We start from the raw sequence: 11,769 nt of genomic DNA on the forward strand, positions 1-11,769 counted from the left end.
TGGAACGGGCGGCGCGGAACGGGCGGCGCGGAACAGTGCTAGAGCCTGCGCCGCGCCTTGCGGGCCCGCCGTACCAGCGCGGCCGTACCGAGCAGCGCGACCGTCGCGCCCGCCGCGCCCGCCGCGGTGGCGTCCTTGCGGCCGAGCCGGCGGCCCGCCACCGTGTGGCGGCCCTCCACCTCCTCCAGGAGCGCGGCGAGGACCTCCTCGTTGGTCCAGCGGGGTCGCCAGCCCGCGTCGTGCAGCCTGCTGACGCTGACCACCCAGGGATGCATGGTGTAGGCGAGGTCGCCGGCGGGCGAGGGGGTCAGGCCGATCCTGTGCAGCCGGGCCGCGGCTCCCAGGGCGACCGCCGACGGCAGTTCCATCCGGCGGATACCGCTGAGTTCCTCGACCTCCTCCTGCTCCAGCCAGCCGTCGCAGCCGACCGCGAACTCGCCGTCGGCCTTCTCCAGCGCGGCGTACTCCAGCGCGCTGACCAGATCGTCGACGTGGCAGAACTGCCAGGTGGGACGGGATCCCGCGACGACGAGCAGCCGCGGCGACTCGAAGTAGCGGGTGAGGGCGGTGTCCGTACCGCCGACCAGGACGGCGGGGCGTACGACCGTCACGTTGAGGCCGGGGTGCGCGCGGGGCGCGCGGCGGCCGAGACGCTCGATCTCCAGCAGATCGCCGACGCCGGTCGCCTCGGCGGTCGCGCGCAGCTCCGCGTCCTCGGAGAGCGGGATGTCGTTGTCGGGCAGCGCGCCGTAGACCATGGCCGAGGTGCAGAGCACGACCCGGTGCACCCCCGCTGCGGCGGCCGCCGTGAGCACGGTCTGCGTGCCGCGCACGTTGTACGCCGTACGGGCGGTCGCGTCGGTCTCCAGGTCGAGATCGAGCGCCAGATGTACCACCACGTCCGCCCCGCGCAACTTCTCCGCGATGGCCGGGTCACGGACGTCGAGGACGTGCCACTGCGCCTCGGAGACCTCGCCTCTGCGCTCGTCGATGGCGATGACCTGCTTGATCTCGTCCGACGCGGCCAGGCGGCGGGTGAGCAGGTCACCCACCCCGGAGGCGGCGCCCGTGACCGCGACCACGGGGCCTCGGGACGGGGGCGTGGTTGAGCGGTTTCGCGCTGCGCGAACCTGCGGATCTGGGGAACTCACCGGGCGTCTCCAGCGGTTGTCTTCAATACGTACGTGAATGACGCGTACGTACCAGGTGATGTCCATCCTGCCGCAGGCCCTGGTCCGGCGGAGCACCGAGCCCGGAAGCCGCCCGGGTGTCGAAATGGTATGGGGCTCTCGGAGGCGGGAGACACAGCAGGTCGAGGGCAGGGTCCGGGGCAGTGCGGCCGGGCGCGGCCCGCGGCCCGCCGAGCCAGCCTCACTCGCCCGCTGCCGCTTAGGCTGGGTGGTGTAGCCGGGCAGCCGCCGCCGGCAGCAAGCCGGTGGCCCTACGAGCCGAGGAACCCCGTGAGTGACACCCCATTCGGATTCGGCCTTCCGCCGGAGGAGCCGGAGGACGGCGACGGCAAGAAGAAGGACCCCGCCGGAGGTGGTCAGGGTGCCGGTGGCGGTCCCGTGAACCCCTTCGCGGGGTTCGGTCTGCCGGGCGGCGCGGGCGGTGCGGACAATCCGTTCGCCGCGATGTTCGGCTCGCTCAACCCCAACGACCTGGGCGCGGCCTTCCAGCAGCTCGGCCAGATGCTGAGCTACGAGGGCGGTCCCGTGAACTGGGACATGGCCAAGCAGATCGCCCGCCAGACGGTCGCCCAGGGCACGCCGGACGGCACGAAGGACGCGAGCGTCGGGCCCTCCGAGCGTGCCGCGGTCGAGGAGGCCGTACGGCTCGCCGACATCTGGCTGGACGGCGTGACGTCCCTGCCCTCCGGATCGAACACGGCGGTGGCGTGGAGCCGCGCCGAGTGGGTCGAGGCGACGCTGCCCGCGTGGCAGCAGCTCGTCGATCCGGTGGCGGAGCGGGTCGGTACGGCCATGGGCGAGGTGCTGCCCGAGGAGATGCAGTCCGTGGCGGGTCCGCTGATCGGCATGATGCGCTCCATGGGCGGCGCCATGTTCGGACAGCAGATCGGACAGGCAGTGGGCGTGCTGGCGGGAGAAGTGGTCGGTTCCACCGACATCGGGCTCCCGCTCGGCCCCGCGAACAGGGCCGCGCTGCTGCCGCTGAACATCGCGGCGTTCAGCAAGGACCTCGGGGTCCCCAAGGACGAGATCCGGCTGTACCTGGCCCTGCGCGAGGCCGCCCATCAGCGGCTCTTCGCCCACGTGCCCTGGCTGCGTTCGCACATGTTCGGCGCGGTCGAGGGCTATGCCCGCGGGATCAAGGTGGACACGACCAAGCTGGAGGACGTGGTCGGCCAGTTCGACCCGACCCATCCCGAGGAACTTCAGGAAGCGCTCCAGCAGGGCATGTTCCAGCCCGAGGACACGCCCGAGCAGAAGGCCGCGCTGGCCCGTCTCGAAACGGCGCTCGCGCTGGTCGAGGGCTGGGTGGACGCGGTGGTGCACGAGGCCGCTAAGTCCAGGCTCACGGGCGCCGACGCGCTGCGCGAGACGCTGCGCAGGCGGCGCGCCTCCGGTGGTCCGGCGGAGCAGACCTTCGCCACCCTCATCGGTCTCCAGCTGCGCCCGCGCCGGCTGCGGGACGCCTCGCGGCTGTGGGCCTCGCTCACGGACGCGCGGGGCGTCGACGGCCGCGACCGTCTGTGGGAGCACCCGGACATGCTGCCGACGGCCTCCGACCTCGATGACCCGGACGGCTTCGTCCACCACGAGCAGCTGGACTTCTCCGAGCTGGACAAGATGCTCGGCGAGGCGGCGGACGGCAAGCCGAACCTCCGCAAGGACGACGGTGACAAGGCCGGGCCGGACGAGGACAAGGGCGACAGCGACAAGGGTGACGGCGACAGGTGAGCCTGCACGACGACGCGGTCCTCGTACTGAAGGGTTACGAGGACCAGCCGGAGCTGGGCGGGCTCTATCTGGACCATCTGGCCGCTCATCCCGACGCGATGTGGAAGTCCTGCGGGGCCGGGCATCTGACGGCCAGCGCGCTGGTGATCGATCCGGAGCGCGGCCGGGTGCTGCTGACCCTGCACAAGAAGCTCGGCATGTGGCTCCAGATGGGCGGCCACTGCGAACCGGGTGACACCTCGCTGGAGCGGGCGGCGCTGCGGGAGGCCACGGAGGAGTCCGGGATCGAGGGGCTGACGCTGCTGGCGGGCGGCCCCGTACAGCTGGACCGGCACGCGATCCCGGCCCCGTGCCACTGGCATCTCGATGTCCAGTACGCGGCGCTGGCGCCTTCCGGTGCGGTCGAGGCGATCAGCGAGGAGTCGCTGGACCTGCGGTGGTTCTCCTACGAGGAGGCCGCGACGGTGGCCGACGGCTCGGTCGTACGACTGGTGGAGCGCAGCCGCGCCGCGCTGCGCCGACGAGAGCGGGACGCCGACTGAGAAGGGGCGGCCACCTGCGGGCCGCCCTCTTCCGCCGGTCCGGGGCCAGGACGCGACCAATCCGGTCCCGTCCTGGCCCCGGGCCCGCTGTCACCCGCGTCGGCAGGTCAACGGGTCAACGGCTCCAGACATTGTTCTGGTTCTGGCCGTGGGCGCCCTGCTGGCCGACCCCGAACTGAGCCCCGAGCCCCTGCCCGATCGCCGCGTGCTGCGGCGGCATGACCTCGCTGGGCTGGACCAGCGCGTAGCCCTGGCCGAGGAAGCTCAGCTCCCAGCCCTCGCCGGTGTTGCCGCGCCGCCGCAGGACTCCCGAGGAGTGCGTCTGCGCCTGCATCTGCACCCGCAGCCCGGAGGACCAGGCGACGACCGCGTCGGCGTCCGCGTTCACGTACTTCTCGGGCGTGACCCGCATCATCAGCGGCTGGCCCGAGGTCATCAGCGCGACCTTGCCCCGGCCGGAGATGTTCAGCTGGTACTTGCCGGAGCCGGAGATCCCGTACTGGCTGTCCACCGCGATGACTTCGGTGTGCAGCGTGGAGTCGAGCGCCAGCACATAGGCGCTGTCCACCGTCATCCCGTCGTGGTCGACGTCCACCACATGGATGTACTGGGCGAGATTGGCCAGATAGACCGTGCCCTGCCCGGAGCAGCGCATCAGTTCCAGCCCCTCACCGGTGCGCGCGCGGGACCGGCGCTGGCTCTGCGACTGGTACTCCCCGTCGAAGTCGATCAGCCCCTGGTAGGCGACCATCGCGCCCTTGCGGGCGAGGACGTCGTCCTGGCCGGTGAGCGCGACCCGCAGCAGCTGCGGGTTCTGTACCGCGTAGCGGTCCTGGGACTGCTGCTCGGTGTAGGCGAAAAGCGGACTCTGCATGGTGTGTTCTCCCCCCTCAGCCCTGGACCCGGAGGCGGTCTGTGCTGTCCTCGCTGGGCTGTACGACCACGATTCCCGAGCCGGAGAAGGCCATCTGGTAGGCCTCCCCGCTGCCGCGCCCGATCAGCGCCGATGCCTTGAAGCTGCGCTTGCCCTTCACCTTCAGGGCCGGTGACCATGCGACCAGGGCGTCCGGGTCCACATAGGTCTCGTCCTCGCCACGGCCGCAGTCGACGACGATCGGGGTGCCGCGCGAGGTCAGGGCGACCCAGCCCGTCCCGGAGATCTGTACGTTCCACAGCCCCTGGCCGGCGAACTTGGCCAGCCCCTTCACGCGCTCGACGCCCCACTTGAGGTGCGCGTCGAAGGCGAGCAGATTGGTGCCGTTGACCGAGAGCGCGTCGTTGTCGAGGTTGATGACGACGACATCCGCGCCGTAGTCGGCGAGATAGAGCAGACCGTCACCCACGCACTTCATGAGGGGCGTGCCCTCGCCGGTCGCCCACTGGGAGGCGATCTGGCGGATGGCGGGCGAGTTCGGCTCGTACTGGATGAAGCCTTCATAGGCGACCATCGAGCCGGTGCGTGCGAACAGGTCCTGGCCCGAGGCCATCGCGACCTTGAGCATGGCGCGGCCGTGGTTCTCCATCCGGGCCGCGACGGGGGTGGGGGCATAGCCCGCGAGCTGCTGGTTCATTGTCCGGGCTCCCTCAGACCTCGTACGGCTGGACGACGATGAAGTTGCCGGGCGCTCCCCGGAACTGGAGGTTCACGGTCTCCCCGCTGTGGCCGGGATACGCGTTGCGGCGCAGCCTGACCTGGCTGGAGATGATCACCTGGGACGCGGCCGACCAGGCGACGACGGCGTTGCAGTCGGCGAAGGTGGTGGGCGTGACGGGCAGGACCACCGGGGTGCCATGGGTCTTCACGACCACGGTGCCCGTGCCCTGGAACAGCATGGTGAACAGCGCGCCGCCGGGAATGCCGTGGCCCTCGATACGGCGGACCTCGTACTGGAGGCTCTCGTCGAAGGCGAGGACGTTCTCGGCGGAGACGCAGATGCCGTCGCCCTGGAGCTCGACGGGATGCAGATGCGCGCCCTCTTCGGCGAGGAAGACCTGTCCCTTGCCGGTGCAGCGCATCAACTGCATCTCCTGGCCGGTGGCGTTGCCGACGATACGGCCGGCGAAACCGGCGCCCTTGTAGCCGAAGTCGACCTTGCCCTGGTACATCACCATGCTGCCCTGGCGGGCGAGGACAGGACTGCCTCCCTCACCGAGATCGACGCGCATCAGCTGGCCGTTCTGCGGGGTCCAGCGCTGGCCCGTGGGCAGTTCCCTGTACGGCTGGAGGGCCGCCTGGAGACCGGCGCCACCGGGTGGCACGCCCTGCGGGACGCCTTGCGGGACGCCTTGCGGGACGCCCTGGGGCGGTCCCGGCGGCTGCTGACCGTAGGGCGCGGGAGCGGCCTGGCCAAAGGGCGCCGGGGCCGGCTGGCCATACGGGGCGGGCGCAGGTGCGGGCTGACCGTACGGGGCAGGCGCGGAAGCGGGCTGGCCGTACGGGGCCGGCGCGGGCGCGGGCGGAGGGACCGTACCGCCCGGCGGGTTCACCGGCGCCACGATGGTCGGCGCCGTATGCACGGGCTGCGGCGCCGGGGCGGGCGCGGGCGCCGGAGCGGGCGGTCCTGCCGGTGCGCCGAAGGCGGGAGGCGGGGTGCTCTGCGCGGGCGGGGCGAAGGCGGGCGGCGCGCCGCCGATGACCGGCTCGGGCGCGGCCGGTTCCTCCTCGGCGACCTCCCCGCCGAAGTTCTTCAGCAGCGCGTCGAGACCGCCGTCGAAGCCCTGGCCGACGGCGGCGAACCGCCATACGTCCTTGAGATAGAAGTCGCCGAGCATCACGGCGCGCTCGGTGGTGAACTCCGAGCCGGTGAAGGCGTATCGGACGACTTCCTCACCGCCCGCGACGATACGGATGTACCCCGGGCCGACCTGGGACATCTGTCCGGCACCGTCGAGGGCGGCGGTGAACGAGAGCTTGTGGATATTCACCGGAATGCGGTCCAGGGTCACCCGGAACGACTCTGTGTCGCCCGCCTGCGCGCCCAGCAACTGAAGGGATTCTTCCGGGGACTTCGGCTGATTGAAGAAGATGAAGTAACGGTCGTCCGAAAGCTGCTCATTGGCGTCGAGGCCGAAGCAGCTGATGTCGAAGCTCAGCCCGGGGCCGGCGATCTGCACACCTACGTACAGATCCGTCCCCGCCGTGAGATCACTGATCTTGGCCTTGTGGCCGCGCTGGAATTCCCTGGCCATACGTAACGACCGTCCCCCATCCGGAAGGTGATTGCGTCGCGTCAGGCTAACGGCTGAGGGCGACAATCGGCCAAGCCGGTACACACTCGGTACAGGATCGCCGAATGGGACGGAAGTCCCGGCGGCCTCCGGCCGTCATTCCCCGCGCGCGACGGGCAGATAGGGCAGCCGCTCCGCCGCGACCACGCCTTCGAGATACCCCCTGGCCCGCTCGGTACGGGGGTAGGTCTCCAGCAGACGCCAGAAACGCGGGCCGTGTCCCGGCACGAGCAGATGCGCCAGCTCGTGGACGAGTACGTAGTCGACGACGTACTCCGGCATGCCCTGCAGCCGGTGCGACAGCCGGATGCTGCCCTCGGCGGGGGTGCAGGAACCCCAGCGGGTGTTCTGGTTGGTGACCCATCGGACCGACGCGGGCCTGGCACGTCCGCCGAAGTACTGGTCCGACAGCCGCTCGGCCCGCTCCGTCAGCTCGCTGTCGCCGAGGACGCGCTTGCTCTCCTGCGCGGCGAGCTTGTCGAGCATCACCGACACCCAGCGCCGCTCCTCCGCCTCCGACATCCGGGCGGGGATGAGCACGATGGTCCGGTCGCCCTCCCGGTAGGCCGAGACCGTTCTGCTGCGGCGGGTGCTCCTGCGGACCTCGACAGCGCTGGTCCCCGGGGCGCGGAGCGGGCGACCCGGCGCGCGCCGCTCGTCACTTCCGGCGCTGTTCGATGGGGTCTCCCCCGCGAGGCGAGGGGAGGGATCGGCGGACACCCCATGACGTTACCCGCTGTGTGTGGAGGAAGTCCCGCCTCCGCGAGCGTTCTCCCTTGATCCACTTCCGGCACGGCGGGATTTGAACGACTAATGCCGGCCGCTGTGGATAACTTTCCGCGCCGTCGGGCGGCGTCTTGCATTCTGAGAACACGAAATCCGGGGGTCCGGGACATTCCGGAGTGATCACAGCCGGAGTGATCACGCTGCAGAGCACGAGAGAAGACCGGGGCAGGACCGAGGGAAGCAAGACCGAGGGAAGACGAACGGGGAGGCCGATATGCATCCGACGGTGAAGCCCGCGCTGCGTCGCGCGTGGCGGGAGCGGCAGACCGTGCAGTTCGGGATCACCCCCGCGCACGCGGTGCTGGTGGGACCGGTCGATACGGCCACGGGCAGCTTTCTGGAGCTGCTGGACGGGACACGCGGGCTGCCGCTGCTGCGGGAGGAGGCCCGCGCGATGGGACTGCCGGACGGCCTGGCCGATTCGCTGGTGAAACGGCTGACGAGGGCGGGGCTGATCGACGATGCGGACGCGGGCGGCGGCGCGGCCGACGCGCTGCGGAAGCGGACAGCGGTGCTGGACCGGATGCGGCCCGATCTGGCATCGCTCTCCGTCATCCATCCGGAGCCGGGGGCGGGTGCGCGACGGCTGGCGGCGCGCCGCACGATGCGGGTCCAGGTCCGCGGCGCCGGGCGCGTGGGGGCGGCCGTCGCGGCGCTGCTCGCGGCCTCCGGGATCGGGCGGGTCGATGTGCTGGACGGCGGGTGCGCCCAGGCGTGGGATGTGTCACCCGGCGGGCTGCCCCCGGGGTCGGTGGGTGAGCGCAGGGACACGGCGGCCCGGCAGTTGGTACGGAAGTCCGCGCCCGGACGCGCGCCGCGGGCGGCGGAGTTCGCGGAGTCGGGCGGCGAGGGCGAGCCGGGGCTCTCGCTGGTGATCGTCGCTCCGCGGGACGGGCTCGCGGCCTACGCCCCCGATCCGGCGCCGGCCGAGCCCTGGATCTCCACCGGAACTCCCCATCTCTACGCGGGAGTGATCGAGGCCACGGGTGTGGTCGGACCGCTGGTGCTGCCGGGCGGCACGGCCTGTGCGGGCTGTGTCGCCGGGGAGCGGGCGGACCGCGATCCTGGATGGCCGAGGATGCTGGCCCAGTGGCGCTCCGGGCGCGGCGCCGGCGCCGGCGCCGTTCCCGCCTGTGATCTGGGGCTGGCCACCGCGGTGGCGGGTCTCGCGGCAGCCCATGCCCTGTCGTTCCTGGACGGGGAGCTGCCGGCCAGTACGGGTGCGCGGTGGGAGGCGTCGCTGCCGCTGCTCGACTGGCGGTCGGAGCGGATCGCGCCGCATCCGGAGTGCCCCTGCGGGGCGGCGGGCCGAAGAGAGGAAGAGCACATGGCCGGGACGGGGGCGTCGCACGACACAATGGCGGGGTAACCGCCGTACGCGGCATGGCTGTCTGGGATTAGGAGGGGCTCAATGTCTGATCTTCCCCGGAAGGCGGTCACCCGTACCGCGAAACTGGCCACGCTGCCGCTGGGCTTCGCGGGCCGGGCCACCTGGGGGCTCGGCAAACGGATCGGCGGGAAGTCCGCGGAGATCGTCGCGCGGGAGCTGCAGCAGCGCACGGCCGACCAGCTCTTCAAGGTGCTCGGGGAGCTGAAGGGCGGAGCGATGAAGTTCGGGCAGGCGCTGTCCGTCTTCGAGTCCGCGCTGCCGGAGGAGATCGCGGGGCCCTACCGGGCGGCGCTCACCAAGCTCCAGGAAGCGGCGCCGCCCATGCCCACCCGTACGGTGCACGCGGTGCTGGCGGAGCGGCTGGGCGAGGAGTGGCGTGAGCTGTTCCTGGAGTTCGAGGACAAGCCGTCGGCCGCCGCCTCGATCGGACAGGTGCACCGGGCGGTGTGGCACGACGGACGCGAGGTCGCGGTCAAGGTGCAGTACCCCGGGGCGGGTGAAGCGCTGCTGTCGGATCTGACGCAGCTGAGCCGGTTCGCCAGGCTGCTGGGGCCGCTCGTCCCCGGGATGGACATCAAGCCGTTGATCACCGAGTTGCGCGACCGGGTGTCCGAGGAGCTGGACTACGCCCTGGAGGCCGAGGCGCAGCGGGAGCACGCCGCGGAGTTCGCGGACGATCCGGATGTGGTGGTGCCCGATGTGGTGCACCAGGGCGATCAGGTGCTGGTCACGGAGTGGATCGACGGGACACCGCTGGCGGAGGTGATCTCCGACGGCACGCCCGGGGAGCGCGACCGGGCGGGGCAGTTGCTGGCGCGGTTCCTCTTCTCGGGCCCCGCGCGTACGGGCCTGCTGCACGCGGATCCGCATCCGGGGAACTTCCGGCTGCTGCCCGCGGCGGACGCCGGAGAGGAGGACGACGGCTCGGGCGGTGAACTGCGGCTCGGGGTACTGGACTTCGGCACAGTGGACCGGCTTCCCGGCGGACTGCCCGACACGATCGGTGAGGCGCTGCGGATGGCGCTGGAGGGCGACGCCCAGGGGGTGTACGACCTGCTGCGGGGCGAGGGATTCGTCAAGGAGTCCATCGATCTCGACCCGGACGGGGTACTGGAGTACCTGCTGCCGATCATCGAGCCCGCGGTGGTCGAGGAGTTCACCTTCACCCGCGGCTGGATGCGCACGCAGGCGGCGCGGATCGCCGACCCGCGGTCGCCCGCCAACCAGTTGGGCAAGCAGCTGAATCTGCCGCCGTCGTATCTGCTGATCCACCGCGTGACGCTGAGCACCATCGGCGTGCTCTGCCAGCTGGGCGCGACGGTACGGCTCCGGGGCGAGCTGGAAGCCTGGCTGCCCGGGTTCCTGCCGGAGCCGGAGGACGGGGAAGAGGTGCTGTCACCACCGGTCGGCGTCGAGCCTGCCCTCGATCGCTCTGATGTGGACGCGTGAGCGGTCGGACGTGTGAGCGGTCGCCGCGGAAGGAGCGGCGGCCGTCGTGCCCGGCGGTGGCCCCGCCCGGTTCCGGGTGGAGAACAACGCACCGCGGGGGCCGGTCCGTCGGGACCGGCCCCCGCGCAGTGACAGCTACTGGCGCTGGCTGAAGGTGTTGCCTACTGCATGACGGCCATGGCGAGCGCGCGGCGAGCGCGCATCGATACGCGCTCGGCGCGGCGCTGCATCCGCCGAGCGGCGACCAGGCGCACGGCCCGGCGTTCCGCGTCGGCTTCCCGCATGCGCTCGTTCATATGCGCGCGTGCCAGGGCTTCTGGAATGAGTTGCATCTCACGGGTCCTGTTCTGACGCGAGTCGTTCGCGCCCATGGTGGTGACGACTGGGGTGGCGGAGCCGCATGGCTCGCTCGGGGAAGAGGTCATCGGAGCCTGCTTCTGGGGATCGTGCGTGAGGGGGCGGTCGATGGTTCCGGTGACGTTCATGCCGAGACCGGGTTCTTGCGCGGACGGCCACGAGGCCGCTTGCGGGCAACCACGACGCCCTGGACGAAGAGCTCCCCACCCCAGACACCCCACGGCTCGCGCCGCTCCTTGGCGCCGGCGAGGCAGGCCTCGATCAGCGGGCAGGTGCGGCAGAGCGCCTTGGCGTACTCGACATCGGCCGGGGACTCGGCGAAGAAGACCTCCGGGTCGTAGGCACGGCAGGGAACGGGTACGCCGAGGTTCTCGATGGCGTCGTCGAGCGCGGTGAGCGCGGTGAGCGGGGTGAGCGGGGTCAAGGCGGAGTCCTCCGTGGGGACGGGCGGGGCGATCGATTCGGAAGGCGGTACGGACGGGGCGTGCGCTTCGAGTTGCACGGGAGTCGTTCCTCGTCTGGTCGGTCCGGCCTGTTGGCCGGGTGTCGGCTGGTACCGGGTGTTGCGTGTCCCGAGGCCCCTTCGCTCTGTCTCTCCCGTTCGGGACAAACAGAAGGGCCGCGGATCCCGGGTGGGGTTCCGCGGCCCTGAAGGCGCCGGCCTGATGGTGGATCAGGCTGGATCACTCCAGGGTTCGAGCCCACGGAAGGCCCACATCGTGTGGTGCTGCGTCTGCTTCTTCGTTTCGGCACCGGTCGCCGCAAAGGCATAGGCCTTGGCCTCTGCCGCTGCTACTCCTGCTTCCAGTGCCTCGATCGGTCGCTCATTGCGCTCCAGGACATTGCCGACGCGCTCCCGGACGGGAAGAGCCGACAGACCTGCGGGACGAACGGCGGAGGCGCCGGACAGACCACTGGCGATGAGTTCCGAACGGGAGAAGCCGAGCGGGCAGACGGAGACGACCGAGGGATCGGTCATTTTGGCGGTGCTGATGAAGCTTGCGTTGATGCTGATCACTGGAATCGCCTCCTCTCGGCGTCTCAAGGACCGGCCCGAAGGCCCGTCACACGTATGCGGACAAGTAGAGCACGGTAA

General features: G+C 71.1%; 12 protein-coding genes. 4 read left to right on the forward strand and 8 right to left on the reverse strand.

From position 1 onward, the window contains the following. Positions 1–38 precede the first annotated feature (38 nt). Positions 39–1,151, reverse strand: a complete 1,113-nt coding sequence (locus CU044_RS22020; RefSeq protein ID WP_129770441.1) for an SDR family oxidoreductase — start codon at positions 1,149–1,151, stop codon at positions 39–41. Positions 1,152–1,460: 309 nt separating this feature from the next. Here CU044_RS22020 and CU044_RS22025 point away from each other — a divergent pair, with 309 nt between their 5' ends. Further along, the gene (locus CU044_RS22025) at positions 1,461–2,921 is read left to right on the forward strand and encodes a zinc-dependent metalloprotease (protein WP_129770442.1); all 1,461 of its coding nucleotides are present in this window, start codon (positions 1,461–1,463) and stop codon (positions 2,919–2,921) included. Next, positions 2,918–3,463: an NUDIX hydrolase gene (locus CU044_RS22030; RefSeq protein ID WP_129770443.1), complete on the forward strand. Its 546-nt coding sequence runs from the start codon at positions 2,918–2,920 to the stop codon at positions 3,461–3,463. The genes CU044_RS22025 and CU044_RS22030 overlap by 4 nt, the downstream gene beginning before the upstream one ends. Before the next feature lie 115 nt (positions 3,464–3,578). Here CU044_RS22030 and CU044_RS22035 read toward each other — a convergent pair whose 3' ends face one another. The 4 genes from CU044_RS22035 to CU044_RS22050 all read right to left on the reverse strand — a co-directional run bounded on the left by CU044_RS22035 (position 3,579) and on the right by CU044_RS22050 (position 7,411). Continuing rightward, positions 3,579–4,337 (reverse strand): AIM24 family protein, encoded by a 759-nt coding sequence (locus CU044_RS22035; RefSeq protein ID WP_129770444.1) that lies wholly within the window; start codon positions 4,335–4,337, stop codon positions 3,579–3,581. 16 nt (positions 4,338–4,353) lie between these two features. Continuing rightward, positions 4,354–5,034, reverse strand: a complete 681-nt coding sequence (locus CU044_RS22040) for an AIM24 family protein (RefSeq protein ID WP_129770445.1) — start codon at positions 5,032–5,034, stop codon at positions 4,354–4,356. A gap of 13 nt (positions 5,035–5,047) precedes the next feature. Further along, on the reverse strand, positions 5,048–6,652 hold the full coding sequence (locus tag CU044_RS22045; protein ID WP_129770446.1) for a TerD family protein: 1,605 nt from the start codon (positions 6,650–6,652) through the stop codon (positions 5,048–5,050). Positions 6,653–6,787: 135 nt separating this feature from the next. Beyond that, positions 6,788–7,411, reverse strand: a complete 624-nt coding sequence (locus CU044_RS22050; protein WP_129770447.1) for a M48 family metallopeptidase — start codon at positions 7,409–7,411, stop codon at positions 6,788–6,790. A 280-nt stretch (positions 7,412–7,691) separates the two neighbouring features. On the opposite strand from CU044_RS22050, the gene CU044_RS22055 reads away from it, so the two are divergent. Continuing rightward, on the forward strand, positions 7,692–8,846 hold the full coding sequence (locus CU044_RS22055) for a TOMM precursor leader peptide-binding protein (RefSeq protein ID WP_129770448.1): 1,155 nt from the start codon (positions 7,692–7,694) through the stop codon (positions 8,844–8,846). A 42-nt stretch (positions 8,847–8,888) separates the two neighbouring features. Then, on the forward strand, positions 8,889–10,316 hold the full coding sequence (locus CU044_RS22060) for an AarF/ABC1/UbiB kinase family protein (protein ID WP_193564038.1): 1,428 nt from the start codon (positions 8,889–8,891) through the stop codon (positions 10,314–10,316). Positions 10,317–10,477: 161 nt separating this feature from the next. Here the strand turns inward: CU044_RS22060 and CU044_RS22065 are convergent, their stop codons facing one another. The 3 genes from CU044_RS22065 to CU044_RS22075 all read right to left on the reverse strand — a co-directional run bounded on the left by CU044_RS22065 (position 10,478) and on the right by CU044_RS22075 (position 11,691). Continuing rightward, positions 10,478–10,801 carry a hypothetical protein gene (locus CU044_RS22065; protein WP_129770449.1) on the reverse strand — a complete coding sequence of 108 codons (324 nt, stop codon included), beginning with the start codon at positions 10,799–10,801 and terminating at the stop codon, positions 10,478–10,480. Next, the gene (locus CU044_RS22070) at positions 10,798–11,175 is read right to left on the reverse strand and encodes a WhiB family transcriptional regulator (protein ID WP_129770450.1); all 378 of its coding nucleotides are present in this window, start codon (positions 11,173–11,175) and stop codon (positions 10,798–10,800) included. The genes CU044_RS22065 and CU044_RS22070 overlap by 4 nt, the downstream gene beginning before the upstream one ends. 171 nt (positions 11,176–11,346) lie before the next feature. Further along, positions 11,347–11,691, reverse strand: coding sequence for a hypothetical protein (locus tag CU044_RS22075; RefSeq protein WP_129770451.1), 345 nt, complete (start codon positions 11,689–11,691; stop codon positions 11,347–11,349). Positions 11,692–11,769 lie beyond the last annotated feature (78 nt).

The organism is Streptomyces sp. L-9-10, assembly GCF_004151105.1.
Taxonomy (GTDB): Bacteria; Actinomycetota; Actinomycetes; order Streptomycetales; family Streptomycetaceae; genus Streptomyces.